General features: G+C 47.8%; 7 protein-coding genes. 5 read left to right on the forward strand and 2 right to left on the reverse strand.

Features of this window, described 5'->3' with window-relative positions; translation table 11 throughout:
* Positions 1-44 precede the first annotated feature (44 nt).
* Together metK and M0C34_RS03275 are read right to left on the reverse strand one after the other, a co-directional pair.
* The gene (gene metK, locus M0C34_RS03270) at positions 45-1,196 is read right to left on the reverse strand and encodes a methionine adenosyltransferase (protein WP_248714228.1); all 1,152 of its coding nucleotides are present in this window, start codon (positions 1,194-1,196) and stop codon (positions 45-47) included.
* Between the two features lie 120 nt (positions 1,197-1,316).
* Positions 1,317-2,588, reverse strand: coding sequence for a chloride channel protein (locus M0C34_RS03275; RefSeq protein ID WP_248714229.1), 1,272 nt, complete (start codon positions 2,586-2,588; stop codon positions 1,317-1,319).
* A 207-nt stretch (positions 2,589-2,795) separates the two neighbouring features.
* On the opposite strand from M0C34_RS03275, the gene tkt reads away from it, so the two are divergent.
* The 5 genes from tkt to M0C34_RS03300 all read left to right on the forward strand — a co-directional run bounded on the left by tkt (position 2,796) and on the right by M0C34_RS03300 (position 18,981).
* Positions 2,796-4,790, forward strand: coding sequence for a transketolase (tkt, locus tag M0C34_RS03280; protein ID WP_248714230.1), 1,995 nt, complete (start codon positions 2,796-2,798; stop codon positions 4,788-4,790).
* An 84-nt stretch (positions 4,791-4,874) separates the two neighbouring features.
* Positions 4,875-5,900, forward strand: coding sequence for an erythrose-4-phosphate dehydrogenase (gene epd, locus M0C34_RS03285; protein WP_248714231.1), 1,026 nt, complete (start codon positions 4,875-4,877; stop codon positions 5,898-5,900).
* Positions 5,901-5,955: 55 nt separating this feature from the next.
* Positions 5,956-7,119: a phosphoglycerate kinase gene (locus M0C34_RS03290; protein WP_248714232.1), complete on the forward strand. Its 1,164-nt coding sequence runs from the start codon at positions 5,956-5,958 to the stop codon at positions 7,117-7,119.
* Between the two features lie 143 nt (positions 7,120-7,262).
* On the forward strand, positions 7,263-8,339 hold the full coding sequence (gene fbaA / locus M0C34_RS03295; RefSeq protein WP_248714233.1) for a class II fructose-bisphosphate aldolase: 1,077 nt from the start codon (positions 7,263-7,265) through the stop codon (positions 8,337-8,339).
* A gap of 433 nt (positions 8,340-8,772) precedes the next feature.
* A complete protein-coding gene (locus M0C34_RS03300; RefSeq protein ID WP_248714234.1) occupies positions 8,773-18,981 on the forward strand; it encodes an Ig-like domain-containing protein in 10,209 nt (3,402 codons plus the stop codon).
* Positions 18,982-18,986: the final 5 nt, after the last annotated feature.

Here is an 18,986-nt window from a genome sequence, read left to right on the forward strand (position 1 = left end):
ATAATCATTGATTATAGGCTTTTAGCTACTCATGCAAAAATGGTTTAAAGGCCAGCTTCACTTTTTAATAGCTCGGCTTTATCTGTTTGCTCCCAAGGAAACTCTTCGCGACCGAAGTGACCATAGGCAGCAGTTGCTTGGTAGATTGGGCGCTCTAAATCTAACATCTTCAGAATACCGTACGGGCGTAAATCGAAGTGTTTGCGTACCAATGCAATCAGTTTTTCTTCGCTGAGTTTACCCGTGCCAAAGGTTTCGATACTGATAGATGTTGGCTCGGCTACGCCAATAGCGTAAGACACTTGAATCTCACAACGTTCAGCTAAACCGGCTGCTACTATGTTTTTGGCAACGTAGCGTCCCGCGTATGCAGCACTGCGATCGACTTTTGATGGATCTTTACCAGAGAAGGCTCCGCCGCCATGACGAGCCATGCCGCCGTAGGTGTCTACGATAATTTTACGACCGGTTAAACCACAGTCACCCATTGGCCCACCAATAACAAAACGACCGGTAGGATTAATGTGGAACTGAGTATTTTTATTTAGCCATTGCTCAGGCAGCACCGGCTTGATGATTTCTTCCATGACTGCTTCACGTAAATCAGCGGTTGAAATACTGTCACAGTGTTGAGTCGATAATACTACTGCGTCTACACCGGTAATAATGCCGTTTTCGTAAGCGAAGGTAACTTGTGACTTAGCATCCGGGCGTAACCAATCTAAAGTACCATTTTTACGTACTTCGGCTTGGCGTTTAACCAATAAGTGAGAGTAAGTAATAGGCGCTGGCATTAATACATCGGTTTCGTTGGTTGCGTAACCAAACATTAAACCTTGGTCGCCTGCACCTTGTTCCTCTGGGCGAGAGCGGTCTACGCCTTGGTTAATGTCGGGGCTTTGCTTACCCACAACATTAAGCACTGCACAAGAGTCGGCATCAAAACCCATATCAGAATGGGTGTAACCAATTTCACGAACTGTTGAGCGAGTGATTTCTTCAATATCAACCCAAGCAGAAGTGGTGATTTCACCGCCAACCATAACCATGCCGGTTTTTACGTAGGTTTCACAGGCTACACGTGCCTTAGAGTCTTGCTTTAAAATTGCATCAAGTACTGCATCAGAAATTTGATCAGCAATTTTGTCTGGATGCCCTTCAGAAACTGATTCTGAAGTAAATAAATGAGTAGCCATGCTTAAATCTCGTAAAATGAATTTTATACGTATGGATGTTTTACCATCTGGACGTCTATTCTAATTTAGGCAAACTACTTTTACTAGGTCTTATTAATGAAAATAATTCACCTTCAGTAATTAGTTGTGTTGATGACTCGCTGGTTCAAGGGTTTTGTTTTCTTCTTTGGCGATAACAGGGCTATTAATCAAACGTATTTGAGCATTAAGGAGCTGTTGTTCGATCAGGCTTGGAGAGCGAAAAATGTACTTCGCAATGGCGCTAGCGCAAAGGCATGCCACCATGGCTGGCAGCACTATTTCCAGCTGCATAGTTTGTTCGCTTATTAGTAAAAAGGCTGCCCAAGGGGTTCGAAAAACAGCCCCAAACATCGCCCCCATACCGACAATGACTAACATCAAATTAGGGGAGTTAGGGATCACTTCCCCAACGATACTGCCTACTATACCCCCTATAACCAGCATGGGACCAAGGCTTCCACCGGGTAAGGCAAAAGCGAGTGCGACGGTGGTTAGAACGATTCGAGCGAGCAACCACAAAGATTGCTGCTCAAGATCTAACTCCCAATAGAGTAGGCCATTAGGAGTAATTGGGTCTAAACCTAACCATTGCGGGTTTAGCATGCCGGCAAACGCGGTAACCGTGGCGGCTATCGTTATGGCATAGCTACGTTTGAGTTTAGGCATTGAACGAATCGCGTGTACTAGTAAGGTGGCAAATAAACCACATAACAGCCCTAGCAAGGCAAATAGCGGCAATGATTCAAATGCTAATTGCTGTGGTGGAAGCGCTATACTCAATACGCTTCCGCCGTGTAACTGGGATATTGCGCTGGCGGTATATGCGACCAGGGCAATCGTCATAATTGACCGCCAGTTAAAGCGCCGCATGATTAACTCATAAGCGATAACGGTGCCTGCTAATGGTGCACTAAATAACGCGGCGACAGCTGCTGCGGTGCCACACGCTACGCTTAATCTTACTTGTCCTGGGGTTAGACGGGCTGCATGTGAAAGATTACTCGCTACAACAGCGGTCAGATAACAAGCGGGTCCAACAACACCAACGGCATACCCTCCCCAAGTGAGTATTAAACCGACGGCAAATTGATAAAGCAAATTCCCCCAAAAGAGCCTTCCTTCATCAAAATGATAAGCTTTTACCACAAAAATTAAGCCGACTTGTTTGTAGGGGCTGAGTATCGCTTCAAACACTAAAATGCTCACAGCCGCCACAATGGGGAACATAAAGGGACTGATTTGTATGTTGAGTAGGTGATTGATATCGAGGTGAGCAAGGTCACTAAATAATAAGGTCAGCGCACTAGAGAAGAGTCCAATCAATAGGTAGACAAATAAACTACGACTACGGAAAGAAAAATCTAAGGTCATTTATTTGCTTTCCTTTATTAATACCTATCCTGTATCAGTACTTTATCATGAACAAAGCAATAAAAAATATGCGCTAAAATTGGCACTAACAACAATTTTTATAATAAATAGACAGATTCTTTTTAGATAAATATTGAGTAAGCTCGTTGACTTTGTGACAATACGCGCCTCTCGATACCCTAAAGCCTAAAATTTCAGGAGCAATTCATGTCTTCTCGTCGTCAATACGCCAACGCGATCCGTGCTTTAAGCATGGATGCAGTTCAGCAAGCTAACTCTGGTCACCCCGGTGCCCCAATGGGTATGGCGGATATCGCTGAAGTACTATGGCGTGACTTTTTGAAACACAACCCTACTGATCCAACTTGGGCTGACCGCGACCGCTTTATTTTGTCGAATGGTCACGGTTCAATGTTGTTGTACTCCTTGTTGCATCTTTCAGGGTATCAGTTACCAATTGAAGAATTGAAAAATTTCCGCCAGCTGCATTCTAAAACGCCTGGTCACCCAGAATATGGTTATGCCCCTGGTGTAGAAACCACTACAGGCCCATTAGGTCAAGGTGTCACTAATGCAGTGGGTATGGCTTTAGCTGAGAAAATCTTGGCTGCGCAGTTTAACCGTGAAGGTTTCCCTGTTGTTGATCACTACACCTACACTTTCTTAGGTGATGGCTGTTTGATGGAAGGTATTTCTCACGAAGCCTGTTCATTAGCGGGTACGCAAGGTTTAGGCAAGTTGATCGCATTTTGGGATGACAATGGCATTTCAATCGACGGTGACGTTGAAGGTTGGTTTACCGACGACACTCCTAAGCGCTTTGAGTCTTACGGGTGGCACGTGATTGCTGGCGTAGATGGCCATGATAGTGACGCAATTAGTGCCGCGATTAAAGAAGCACAAGCTGAAACGAGCAAGCCAACGATGATCTGCTGTAAAACAGTGATTGGTTTTGGTTCGCCAAATAAATCTGGTAGCCATGATTGTCATGGTGCTCCTTTAGGTGCTGAAGAAATTGCAGCTGCTCGCGAGTTCTTAAACTGGCCTTATGCTGCTTTTGAAATTCCACAGGATGTATACCAAGCCTGGGAAGCAAAAACAGCCGGCGAAAAAGCACAATCAGCATGGAACCAACTATTCGCTGGTTACGAAGCTGCTCACCCAGAACTAGCGGTTGAGTTTAAACGTCGTGTTACTGGTCAGATGCCAAGTGATTGGAAAGAGTTCGCTGATAACTACATCGCTGACTTACAAGCCAACCAAGCTAAAATTGCCACACGTCAATCATCGCAAAAAACCTTAGAAGCATTTGGCCCTAAATTACCAGAGTTGCTAGGTGGTAGTGCTGACTTGGCTCCATCTAACCTTACAATGTGGTCTGGTTCTGAAGCTGTAACAGCAGCCGATGCGTCTGGCAACTACATGCACTACGGTGTACGTGAGTTCGGTATGTCGGCCATCATGAATGGCATTACTTTACACGGTGGCCTAAAACCTTACGGCGCAACATTCCTGATGTTCATGGAGTACGCACGTAATGCGTTACGCATGGCTGCGTTAATGAAGCAACCGGCGATTTTTGTTTACACTCATGATTCAATTGGTCTGGGTGAAGATGGCCCGACTCACCAAGCGGTAGAGCAAACAGCTAGTTTACGTTTAACGCCTAACATGAGCACTTGGCGCCCCTGTGATTCAGTAGAGTCGGCAGTAGCGTGGCGTCATGCGGTAGAAAGTACCGACAGCCCAACGTCGCTTATCTTCTCTCGTCAAGGTTTGGCTCCTCAGCCTCGTGATGCGCAGCAGCTTGCTGATGTAGCCCGCGGTGGTTACGTATTAAAAGATAGCGAAGGCACGCCAGAGCTTATTTTAATAGCGACGGGGTCAGAGGTAGAGCTAGCGGTAGCTGCCTATGAAGAGCTCACTGCGGCAGGTAAAGCGGTACGTGTAGTATCAATGCCTGCTACCGACGTGTTTGATGCGCAATCAGCAGAGTACCGTGAATCGGTATTACCGATTTCAGTACGCAAGCGTATTGCAGTAGAAGCCGGTATTGCTGACTTCTGGTACAAGTATGTTGGTTTTGATGGCAAAGTACTTGGGATGACCACCTTTGGCGAATCAGCACCTGCTGGTGAGCTATTTAAGCTATTTGGTTTCACTAAAGAAAACTTGGTGAACATGGCTAACGAACTGCTGTAAGCATTATTGCTTGGTCGTTCAGTAAAAATAGAACCCTCTGCTAAGAGGGTTCTTTGTTTCAGCGTTACATAAAAGGCGAATATTATGCCTAACCCCCCCATAAGGGTCGCGATTAACGGCTTTGGTCGAATTGGTCGTAGTGTGCTTCGAGCTTTATTTGAGTCGCATCGCCAACATAAAATCAATATTGTCGCAATTAATGAACTAGCGAGCCCAGAAGCAATGGCGCATTTGCTTAAGTATGATTCCACCCACGGCACATTTGCTGCGGATGTTTTACTGCAAAATGACACCCTATTTGTAGAAGGCCAATCAATACAATTATTCAACCAAAGCGATCCTACAGCGCTGCCTTGGCAGGATTTAGGTATAGATATTGTGATGGAATGTACAGGGCGTTTTAGTTCAGTTGCCGATGCGCAAATGCATATTGACGCTGGCGCTAAGAAAGTTTTGTTTTCCCACCCTGCGGATCCTTGCGTAGACCACACAGTAGTCTATGGTGTAAATGAGCATCTGCTCACAGCGCAAGATACAGTTGTCTCAAATGGCTCATGTACCACCAACTGTATTGTGCCGGTGATTCAGGTCTTAGATGAAGCCTTTGGGGTCGAATGTGGTACTATTACTACAATTCACTCTGCTATGAATGACCAGCAAGTGATTGATGCCTACCACCCGGACCTACGCAGAACGCGTGCCGCTGGGCAATCAATTATTCCAGTTGATACTAAGCTGGCTAAAGGCGTAGAGCGGATCCTGCCAAAATTTGCAGGGAAGTTTGAGGCAATTGCTGTAAGGGTGCCAACGCAGAACGTTACTGCGATGGACTTAAGTGTAACATTGTGTAAAAAAGTTACAGTTTCTGATATAAATCAAGCCATACAGGCAGCACTTTGCGGTAAATTAAGCGGCATCTTGGGTTATACCGAAGAACCTTTGGTGTCTATCGATTTTAATCACGATAGTCATTCAAGCATTATTGATGGTTCTCAAACACGGGTTAGTGGCGAACATTTGGTTAAAGTGTTGGCTTGGTGTGACAACGAATGGGGCTTTGCCAATCGTATGTTAGACACCGCAGAATTAATGAGTAACACGGAATTGTAGGTTTAGCCACGCAGGCTAAACTGTAAGTTTAATTTGAAACTATAGAGGACTGATAATGTCAATTATCAAAATGACCGACCTAGATCTAGCCGGTAAACGCATATTTATCCGCGCTGATCTAAATGTTCCAGTAAAAAACGGTAAAGTAACTTCAGATGCGCGTATTTTGGCATCTCTACCGACTATCAAATTGTGTCTTGAAGCTGGCGCAAAAGTAATGGTTACTTCTCACCTTGGTCGTCCAACTGAAGGCGAATATAACGAAGAGTTTTCTCTTGCGCCTGTAGTTAACTACTTAAACGACGCGCTAGATTGTGACGTTAAACTAGCTAAAGATTACCTTGATGGCTTAGAGCTAAATACCGGTGAGTTAGTCGTTCTTGAAAATGTTCGCTTTAACAAAGGCGAAAAGAAGAACGAAGAAGCACTATCTAAGCAGTATGCTGCTCTTTGTGACATCTTTGTCATGGATGCATTTGGTACGGCTCACCGTGCTCAAGCGTCTACTCATGGCGTAGGAACATATGCACCTGTAGCTTGTGCTGGTCCTCTTCTTGCTGCAGAGCTAGAAGCATTAGGTAAAGCGATGGACAATCCTGCTCGCCCATTGGTTGCTATCGTTGGTGGCTCTAAAGTTTCTACCAAGTTAACAGTATTAGAGTCTCTATCTAAAATTGCTGATCAACTGGTTGTTGGTGGTGGTATCGCTAACACCTTTATCGCAGCAGAAGGTCATAACGTAGGTAAATCTTTATACGAAGCAGACCTCGTTGATACCGCTAAAAAATTGATGAAAGAGTGTGCAATTCCAGTGGCTACTGATGTTGCATGTGCTAAAGCATTCGATGAGAACGCTGAAGCTGAAATTAAGCACGTTTCAGAAGTTCAAGACGATGACATGATCTTCGACTTAGGCCCAGATTCAACGGCAGCACTTGCGGAAATCATCGGTAACGCTAAAACTATTCTATGGAATGGCCCTGTAGGCGTATTTGAGTTCAAGAACTTTGAAGCGGGTACCGCAGGTATTTCTAAAGCTATTGCTGACTCTGCTGGTTTCTCTGTAGCGGGTGGCGGCGATACTCTAGCGGCTATCGACAAGTTCGGTATCAAGGCTGACGTTTCTTACATCTCTACTGGCGGTGGTGCATTCCTTGAGTTCGTTGAAGGTAAAGTACTTCCAGCAGTGGCAATGTTAGAAGAACGCGCAAAAGCATAAGTTTTCTTTAGCGGGATTATTTCATTCCGCTTTTTCGTTTGCTGCATGCCGAGAATATCTTTGTTAGAATATGCGGCCTGTGAGCAAACGTAAGTAAGAATTTAAACTTAATAAGTTTTATTTTTAAAAATAGGATTATATCCATGTCTAAGATCTTCGATGCAGTAAAACCTGGTGTTATCTCTGGCGACGATTTGCAAAAAGTTTTTGCTATCGCTAAAGAAAACAAGTTCGCACTTCCAGCGGTTAACGTAGTTAACACTGACACCATCAACGGTGTTTTAGAAGCAGCAGCAAAAGCTAAAGCGCCTGTTGTTGTTCAATTCTCAAACGGCGGTGCTGGTTTCTTCACTGGTAAAGGCGTTAAATTAGAAGGCCAAGGCGCTGCGATTCAAGGTGCTGTAGCTGGTGCTAAGTACGTTCACGCTGTTGCTGAATCTTACGGTGTTCCTGTGATTCTTCACACTGACCACGCCGCTAAGAAATTGCTTCCTTGGATTGACGGTCTACTAGACGCGGGTGAAGAGTTCTTCGCTCAAACTGGTAAGCCTTTGTTCTCTTCTCACATGATTGACCTTTCTGAAGAGTCTTTAGAAGAAAACATCCAAATTTGTGGTGAGTACCTTGCTCGCATGGCTAAAATGAACATGACCCTTGAAATTGAATTGGGTTGTACTGGTGGTGAAGAAGACGGCGTAGACAACTCTGATATGGACGCGTCTGAGCTTTACACTTCTCCAGAAGACGTAGCTTACGCATACGAGAAACTAACGGCTATTAGCCCTCGTTTCACTATTGCTGCTTCGTTCGGTAACGTACACGGTGTTTACCAAGCGGGTAACGTAGTACTTACTCCTACTATTCTTCGTGATTCACAAGCTTACTGTGCAGAGAAATTTGGTATCGCTCCAAATGCACTTAACTTTGTATTCCACGGTGGTTCTGGTTCTTCTCAAGCTGAAATTCAAGAGTCTATCGGCTACGGTGTTATCAAAATGAACATCGATACTGATACTCAATGGGCTAGCTGGGACGGCGTACGTGCATACTACGTTGAAAACGAAGCTTACCTACAAGGCCAAATCGGCAACCCTAAAGGTGATGATCAGCCTAACAAAAAATTCTACGACCCACGCGTTTGGTTACGTAAAGGTCAAGAAAGCATGGTTGCTCGCTTAGAGCAGGCATTTGCTGACCTAAATGCAGTAGACGTACTGTAATTTAGTCGCAATACTGTGCTAAATAAGGCTCGCTTCGGCGAGCCTTATTTGTTTTTATAAGCTGTGTAAATACCTACCTGACATTTTTTATCTCTATTTTTCTGCTTTTTGTAAATTAATATTTACGGTTTGGCCTTGATTTTATTAGTGATTTTGTCGTTACATCGATTGTTACCGCTTTACTTCTTTTAGTTCATGATTGTTTTAGTTATCCTTTATAAGTTCATGAATTAATTCTATTTATTTGCTTGGTGTTTAACATTTATCTATGGAACTCAAAGCCTTAAATGTGTTTCAAAGCATAGTTTAGAAAAATTCATTCGTTTAATGGATATAAATTGGCTAAAATTTATACTTTAGCCATGTTGACGGTTTAATTCACTGGTTATTAGCAATTAGTGTATTGATTTAATAGCGGTAAAGGGATAATCAAATGGAACAAAGTATAGCGACCTCAAGTGCGACTATTGTATCTATTCAAGGGCAAGCGTTTGCTGTGGATGAACAAGGCAATATGAGGACCTTACAGCCAGGTGACGTTGTTGTCCCTGGAGAATTGATTATTACTTCTCAAGGCGCTCAGCTGGGTTTTTATTACGGAGATGACCAGTATTTACTGGGTGATAATAGTGCGACTCAATTACCCAATGTCCCACAAACCGCAGAGCAAGCTCCCCCTCAACTAACCGCAGTGAATGATTTTGATGTAGAGGCTTTACAACAAGCCATCCTAGAGGGCGTTGATCCCACAGAGCTATTTGAAGCGACTGCTGCTGGTGGTGCCGCACCTGCTGATGGCGGTGCGGAAGCAGGTAATGGCGGGTTTGTCAGTATTGATCGTATTGGCAGTGAAACTATTGCGCAAGCTGGCTTTGATACTCAGAGCCCACTAAGTCCAGTAGAGCAAGTAGAAGAAGACACTAATGCAGTAGAGCCCACCGCTGTAGCTAGTGTTTCTCAGCCAAGCCCTGATCAAGCACCTACCATTGAGGTAACAGCTCAAAGCATTACTGAAGGCTCGGTAGATGCAAACACCGTTATAGCCAATTTCATCTCAAATGATCCCGATGGTGATACGCTCACCCACAGTTTACTCAACGATACTCAAGGCTTCTTTGTTATCGATGGGAATCAAGTCAAATTGACTGCCGCCGGTATCGATGCTGTCAATAACGATGAATTAAATTTAACTGAGCTGACGATTACAGTGCAGGTTGAAGCAAATGGAATTGCTGTTAGTGATTCTACCACTGTTGGCATAGCACGAATTGATGAAGAGTCCTCCAATACAGTGGCTGATTCAGCCGCTACCGATGAAGAACAAAGCGTCACCATCGATGTATTAAGCAACGATGATTTGACCGATGGCGCCACATTAACCAGCGCTACCGATGGCGCCAACGGCAGCACCGAGATCGTTAACGGCCAAGTGGTATATACGCCCAATGCCGATTTTGAGGGTGAAGACAGCTTTAGCTACACCATCACCGATGAAGATGGCAGCACCTCAACCGCGACCGTGACAGTGACCGTCAATGATGAAGGTGTGCCTGTGGCTGCCGCCGATACCGCCACTACCACAGAAGAACAAAGCGTCACCATCGATGTATTAAGCAACGATGATTTGACCGATGGCGCGACTTTAACCAGCGCTACCGATGGCGCCAATGGCAGCATCGAGATCGTTAACGGCCAAGTGGTATATACGCCCAATGCCGATTTTGAGGGTGAAGACAGCTTTAGCTACATCATCACCGATGAAGACGGCAGCACCTCAACCGCGACCGTGACAGTGACGGTCAATGATGAAGGTGTGCCCGTGGCTGCCGCCGATACCGCCAGCACCACAGAAGAACAATCAGTGACCATCGATGTTACCGATAATGATGCGATGACCGATGGGGCGACCTTAACCAGCGCTACCGATGGAGCCAACGGCAGCACCGAGATCGTTAACGGCCAAGTGGTATATACGCCCAATGCCGATTTTGAGGGTGAAGACAGCTTTAGCTACACCATCACCGATGAAGATGGCAGTACTTCAACCGCGACCGTCACGGTGACCGTCAATGATGAAGGTGTGCCTGTGGCTGCCGCGGATACGGCGACAACCACAGAAGAACAAAGCGTCACCATCGATGTTACCGACAACGATGCGATGACCGATGGGGCCACCTTAACCAGCGCCACCAATGGCGCCAACGGCAGCACCGAGATCGTTAACGGCCAAGTGGTATATACGCCCAATGCCGATTTTGAGGGTGAAGACAGCTTTAGCTACATCATCACCGATGAAGATGGCAGTACTTCAACCGCGACGGTCACGGTGACCGTCAATGATGAAGGTGTGCCGAGCGCAGTGGCGGATACCGCCAGCACCACAGAAGAACAATCAGTGACCATCGATGTATTAAGTAACGATGATTTGACCGATGGCGCGACCTTAACCAGCGCCACCAATGGCGCCAACGGCAGCACCGAGATCGTCAACGGCCAAGTGGTGTATACGCCCAATGCCGATTTTGAGGGTGAAGACAGCTTTAGCTACATCATCACCGATGAAGACGGCAGCACCTCAACGGCGACGGTCACGGTAACGGTCAATGATGAAGGTGTGCCTGTGGCTGCCGCCGATACAGCCACAACCACAGAAGAACAAAGCGTCACCATCGATGTTACCGATAACGATGCGATGACCGATGGGGCCACCTTAACCAGCGCCACCAATGGCGCCAACGGCAGCACCGAGATCGTCAACGGCCAAGTGGTGTATACGCCCAATGCCGATTTTGAGGGTGAAGACAGCTTTAGCTACATCATCACCGATGAAGATGGCAGCACTTCAACAGCGACCGTCACGGTGACCGTCAATGATGAAGGTGTGCCTGTGGCTGCCGCCGATACCGCCAGCACCACAGAAGAACAATCAGTGACCATCGATGTTACCGATAATGATGCGATGACCGATGGGGCGACCTTAACTAGCGCTACCGATGGCGCCAATGGCAGCACCGAGATCGTTAACGGCCAAGTGGTATATACGCCCAATGCCGATTTTGAGGGTGAAGACAGCTTTAGCTACATCATCACCGATGAAGATGGCAGTACTTCAACCGCGACGGTGACGGTAACGGTGAATGATGAAGGTGTGCCTGTGGCTGCCGCCGATACGGCGATAACCACTGAAGAACAATCAGTGACCATCGATGTATTAAGCAACGATGATTTGACCGATGGCGCCACATTAACCAGCGCCACCAATGGCGCCAACGGCAGCACCGAGATCGTCAACGGCCAAGTGGTGTATACGCCCAATGCCGATTTTGAGGGTGAAGACAGCTTTAGCTACATCATCACCGATGAAGATGGCAGTACTTCAACCGCGACGGTGACGGTAACGGTGAATGATGAAGGTGTGCCTGTGGCTGCCGCCGATACGGCGATAACCACTGAAGAACAATCAGTGACCATCGATGTATTAAGCAACGATGATTTGACCGATGGCGCGACCTTAACCAGCGCCACCAATGGCGCCAACGGCAGCACCGAGATCGTCAACGGCCAAGTGGTGTATACGCCCAATGCCGATTTTGAGGGTGAAGACAGCTTTAGCTACATCATCACCGATGAAGACGGCAGCACCTCAACGGCGACGGTCACGGTAACGGTCAATGATGAAGGTGTGCCTGTGGCTGCCGCCGATACAGCCACAACCACAGAAGAACAAAGCGTCACCATCGATGTTACCGATAACGATGCGATGACCGATGGGGCCACCTTAACCAGCGCTACCGATGGAGCCAACGGCAGCACCGAGATCGTTAACGGCCAAGTGGTATATACGCCCAATGCCGATTTTGAGGGTGAAGACAGCTTTAGCTACACCATCACCGATGAAGATGGCAGCACCTCAACCGCGACCGTGACAGTGACCGTCAATGATGAAGGTGTGCCGAGCGCAGTGGCGGATACCGCCAGCACCACAGAAGAACAATCAGTGACCATCGATGTATTAAGTAACGATGATTTGACCGATGGCGCGACCTTAACCAGCGCCACCAATGGCGCCAACGGCAGCACCGAGATCGTCAACGGCCAAGTGGTGTATACGCCCAATGCCGATTTTGAGGGTGAAGACAGCTTTAGCTACATCATCACCGATGAAGACGGCAGCACCTCAACGGCGACGGTCACGGTAACGGTCAATGATGAAGGTGTGCCTGTGGCTGCCGCCGATACAGCCACAACCACAGAAGAACAAAGCGTCACCATCGATGTTACCGATAACGATGCGATGACCGATGGGGCCACCTTAACCAGCGCCACCAATGGCGCCAACGGCAGCACCGAGATCGTCAACGGCCAAGTGGTGTATACGCCCAATGCCGATTTTGAGGGTGAAGACAGCTTTAGCTACATCATCACCGATGAAGATGGCAGCACTTCAACAGCGACCGTCACGGTGACCGTCAATGATGAAGGTGTGCCTGTGGCTGCCGCCGATACCGCCAGCACCACAGAAGAACAATCAGTGACCATCGATGTTACCGATAATGATGCGATGACCGATGGGGCGACCTTAACTAGCGCTACCGATGGCGCCAATGGCAGCACCGAGATCGTTAACGGCCAAGTGGTATATACGCCCAATGCCGATTTTGAGGGTGAAGACAGCTTTAGCTACATCATCACCGATGAAGATGGCAGTACTTCAACCGCGACCGTGACGGTGACCGTCAATGATGAAGGTGTGCCCGTGGCTGCCGCGGATACGGCGACAACCACAGAAGAACAAAGCGTCACCATCGATGTTACCGACAACGATGCGATGACCGATGGGGCCACCTTAACCAGCGCCACCAATGGCGCCAACGGCAGCACCGAGATCGTTAACGGCCAAGTGGTATATACGCCCAATGCCGATTTTGAGGGTGAAGACAGCTTTAGCTACATCATCACCGATGAAGATGGCAGTACTTCAACCGCGACGGTCACGGTGACCGTCAATGATGAAGGTGTGCCGAGCGCAGTGGCGGATACCGCCAGCACCACAGAAGAACAATCAGTGACCATCGATGTATTAAGTAACGATGATTTGACCGATGGCGCCACCTTAACCAGCGCCACCAATGGCGCCAACGGCAGCACCGAGATCGTTAACGGCCAAGTGGTATATACGCCCAATGCCGATTTTGAGGGTGAAGACAGCTTTAGCTACATCATCACCGATGAAGACGGCAGTACTTCAACCGCGACCGTGACGGTGACCGTCAATGATGAAGGTGTGCCCGTGGCTGCCGCGGATACGGCGACAACCACAGAAGAACAAAGCGTCACCATCGATGTTACCGATAACGATGCGATGACCGATGGGGCCACCTTAACCAGCGCTACCGATGGCGCCAACGGCAGCACCGAGATCGTTAACGGCCAAGTGGTATATACGCCCAATGCCGATTTTGAGGGTGAAGACAGCTTTAGCTACATCATCACCGATGAAGATGGCAGCACCTCAACCGCGACCGTCACGGTGACCGTCAATGATGAAGGTGTGCCCGTGGCTGCCGCCGATACCGCCACTACCACAGAAGAACAAAGCGTCACCATCGATGTTACCGATAACGATGCGATGACCGATGGCGCGACCTTAACCAGCGCTACCGATGGCGCCAATGGCAGCACCGAGATCGTTAACGGCCAAGTGGTATATACGCCCAATGCCGATTTTGAGGGTGAAGACAGCTTTAGCTACATCATCACCGATGAAGATGGCAGTACCTCAACCGCGACCGTCACAGTGACCGTCAATGATGAAGGTGTGCCTGTGGCTGCCGCCGATACGGCGATAACCACTGAAGAACAATCAGTGACCATCGATGTATTAAGCAACGATGATTTGACCGATGGCGCGACCTTAACCAGCGCCACCAATGGCGCCAACGGCAGCACCGAGATCGTCAACGGCCAAGTGGTGTATACGCCCAATGCCGATTTTGAGGGTGAAGACAGCTTTAGCTACATCATCACCGATGAAGATGGCAGTACTTCAACCGCGACCGTGACGGTGACCGTCAATGATGAAGGTGTGCCCGTGGCTGCCGCGGATACGGCGACAACCACAGAAGAACAAAGCGTCACCATCGATGTTACCGACAACGATGCGATGACCGATGGGGCCACCTTAACCAGCGCCACCAATGGCGCCAACGGCAGCACCGAGATCGTCAACGGCCAAGTGGTGTATACGCCCAATGCCGATTTTGAGGGTGAAGACAGCTTTAGCTACATCATCACCGATGAAGATGGCAGCACTTCAACAGCGACCGTCACGGTGACCGTCAATGATGAAGGTGTGCCTGTGGCTGCCGCCGATACCGCCAGCACCACAGAAGAACAAAGCGTCACCATCGATGTCACCGATAACGATGCGATGACCGATGGGGCCACCTTAACCAGCGCCACCAATGGCGCCAACGGCAGCACCGAGATCGTCAACGGCCAAGTGGTGTATACGCCCAATGCCGATTTTGAGGGTGAAGACAGCTTTAGCTACATCATCACCGATGAAGACGGCAGCACCTCAACCGCGACCGTGACAGTGACGGTCAATGATGAAGGTGTGCCCGTGGCTGCCGCCGATACCGCCAGCACCACAGAAGAACAAAGCGTCACCATCGATGTATTAAGCAACGATGATTTGACCGATGGCGCGACTTTAACCAGCGCTACCGATGGCGCCAATGGCAGCACCGAGATCGTTAACGGCCAAGTGGTGTATACGCCCAATGCCGATTTTGAGGGTGAAGACAGCTTTAGCTACATCATCACCGATGAAGATGGCAGCACCTCAACCGCGACCGTGACAGTGACCGTCAATGATGAAGGTGTGCCGAGCGCAGTGGCGGATACCGCAACTACCACAGAAGAACAAAGCGTCACCATCGATGTTACCGACAACGATGCGATGATCGATGGTGCGACACTGACCAGCGCTACTAATGGCGCCAACGGCAGCACCGAGATCGTTAACGGCCAAGTGGTGTATACGCCCAATGCCGATTTTGAGGGTGAAGACAGCTTTAGCTACATCATCACCGATGAAGATGGCAGCACCTCAACCGCGACCGTCACGGTAACGGTTAATGATGAAGGTGTGCCTGTGGCTGCCGCCGATACGGCGACAACCACAGAAGAACAATCAGTCACCATCGATGTTACCGATAACGATGCGATGACAGATAGCGCCACATTAACCAGCGCTACTAATGGCGCCAACGGCAGCACCGAGATCGTCAACGGCCAAGTGGTGTATACGCCCAATGCCGATTTTGAGGGTGAAGACAGCTTTAGCTACATCATCACCGATGAAGATGGCAGCACCTCAACCGCGACCGTCACGGTAACGGTTAATGATGAAGGTGTGCCTGTGGCTGCCGCCGATACGGCGACAACCACAGAAGAACAATCAGTCACCATCGATGTTACCGACAATGATGCGATGACCGATGGGGCGACTTTAACCAGCGCTACCGATGGCGCCAACGGCAGCACCGAGATCGTCAACGGCCAAGTGGTGTATACGCCCAACGCCGATTTTGAGGGTGAAGACAGCTTTAGCTACACCATCACCGATGAAGATGGCAGTACTTCAACCGCGACCGTGACGGTAACGGTGAATGATGAAGGTGTGCCTGTGGCTGCCGCCGATACCGCCAGCACCACAGAAGAACAAAGCGTCACCATCGATGTTACCGACAATGATGCGATGACCGATGGGGCGACTTTAACCAGCGCCACCAATGGCGCCAACGGCAGCACCGAGATCGTTAACGGCCAAGTGGTATATACGCCCAATGCCGATTTTGAGGGTGAAGACAGCTTTAGCTACATCATCACCGATGAAGATGGCAGTACTTCAACCGCGACCGTCACGGTAACGGTAGACCCTGCACCTAGGGCGGTTGATGATACTGCCCAAGTATTTGAAGCTGGTTTAGCTTCCGGTAGCGAAGCAGGTATTGCCGCAACGACTACAAGTGGAAATTTACTCGAAAATGATCAAGCGATTAGCGATGGTTTAGCCATTTCTAGCATTGCTTATGATGGCTCGCCATATACTGCTGATGCCAATGGCGTGATTAGTATTGATACCGAACAGGGTCAACTAACGGTCTATACCGAAGCGTATAATGGCTTTGCTAAAGGTGACTATGAGTATCAACTCGAGTTGTCTAGCTCAGCGGGAGATAATGCCAGTGAAAGCTTTGGTTATGCCATCAGTGACCCCGCAGCGGGTGTTGTTACTCAAGGTACATTAGACGTCAACATTACCGATGATGCGCCGGTTGGTAGTGATGTTTCACATAACTTAGAATCTAGCCCGCTCGCGATTACCACCAACTTAGTGCTGGTACTCGATACTTCGGCAAGTATGACGAACGGTGAACATGGTGATGGTCTTAATTACCTAAATATAGCGGTTGAGGCACTATCAAATCTGATAAACCAAGCAGATGATAGCGGCAATGTGAATGTGCAAATAATCGGCTTTTCTGACTCAGTAGTAAGTAGCGGTTGGCTTAGCGATAACGTTGCCGATGCTTTAAGTTACCTGCAAGACCTAAGCTCTGGTGGGGGAACCCATTATGATGCTGCGTTGAATGAAGTGATTGTTAGCAGTGGTACTGACGTGCAGCCGCCAGCAGATAATACTTTGTTGTACTTTATCTCTGATGGAGAGCCCAACTATGGTTTTGGTATCGATGATACGGTGGCATACAACGGGCTAAATGGCCTAGAAGCTTGGGACTCTTTTGTTGAAAATAATATCGATACTAGTTATGGCATTGGTATTGGGAATGCCGATTTAGAGGTACTTAAAGATGTTGCTTCGGAATCAGCCAGTGACGAGTTTGCCTTTATTGTAGAAGATCCCTCAGACCTTTCAGCTACTATTGTTGAGAGTTATTTGGAAGCAGAAGTCAGTGCATCTTTAGGCCTTTTAGAAACCGCTTCAACCGATGGCTTCATCGTCGGCGCTGATGGTGGTTATGTGAGTGCGATTACTATCGAAGGAACAACTTACACCTATGATCCTAACGCTATTCCTGAAGAACAAAAAACGCTGACAGTCACCACCGCCTTAGGTGGATTACTGCTGCTTAATTTTGTTACAGGCGCCTATTCTTACGAGCTGGATGTTGCTGGCGATGGCTGGGGACAGCAAGAAAATTGGGCGGTAACGGTTACCGATTTTGATGGCGACTCTAGTTCCATTAATATTGAAATTAACACCGTGTTTGAAGCTGTTGTTGATGCTAACCGCGATGTAATTATAACCAACCAAGACGGCACCAGCACCATTAGCGTGCCAAGTTTGGCCTTGCTTTGGAACGATACAGGGGCCGCTATTAGTTTTGACGGGGTTGATAGCCCAGTTGGCGGCTCAGTTAGTGGCAGTGATGAAATACTGTTTGATTCTAATGACGGTGTTGGCTTAGGTATTCATGATAGTAATTTTGAAACGGAAGAACTATCGATTATTGGTACTGAAGCCGATGTGAACTTTGTCGATTTCAATGGCAATAGTGCAGTGGACCTAAGTGACCGCTCATTGTTTAGTTTGAACGACGGAAATATTCCACAAATTGTCAGTGGTGGTTATTCTTATACTTATCAAAGTGAGTTAATTAACGACAACTCACCCGCAACTGCGGCCGATGAAGACTGGCTTAAAGTTACCCTAGCAGAAGGTGAAACTCTGTGGGCTAATATGGCGACTATTTCTGGCCAAGAAAGAGTTAAGGTTGATGCTTATATTTATGATTCAGAGGGTAATCTTTTAACTACCGACAATGGCACCACTAAGTTTACTGAAGATTGGCAAGGTCCTCGTGGCAGCTTTACTGCAGATACTGAGGGTGAGTATTATTTACATATAGTGGCCGACACCGATGAAGACAGTGGTTTCTACCAAATGCACTTAACCATTGACGCTAGCAATGCCATTTACCAAAAATCTGCTGGTACTGACGTAGCAGAACAGTTTGAGTACAGCATTATTGGTGATGGAGTCATAGACTCAACCACTGCGGAATTAATTGGTGTTCATAGTGATTCTATTGATGGTGGTGACGGCGATGAAGTATTGGTTGGTAATTCTGCTGCCAACACCCTTAGTGGAGAAGGTGGTGATGACGCCTTAGTTGGCTATCAAGGCGATGACCAGCTAGCGGGTGGGGAAGGTTCTGATCTACTGATTGGTGGCCAAGGTAATGACATCCTCACTGGGGGGGATGATAGTGACATGTTCGCTTGGTTAGATGGCGATGATCAAGGCACTACCAACGACACTGTCACCGATTTCACTTTAAAGGCGGATGGCGCAGATGCCGATGTTCTTGATTTGAGTGACTTGCTACAAGGTGAAACCGAGGCAAGTTTAGAGTCTTATTTGTCCTTTGAAACGGTGAGTACTGGCAGTGGTGTTGAAACCATTATTTCCATTGATAAAGATGGCGGTAGCAACGGTGAGAGTGTTCATCAAACTATTACCCTGAAAGATGTCGATTTTAGTGGCATGAGTGATAGTGAAATCTTGACTCAATTAATTGAAGATCAACAGCTTAATGTAGATAACTAAGCTAT

Source organism: Agarivorans sp. TSD2052 (genome assembly GCF_023238625.1).
GTDB lineage: Bacteria > Pseudomonadota > Gammaproteobacteria > Enterobacterales > Celerinatantimonadaceae > Agarivorans.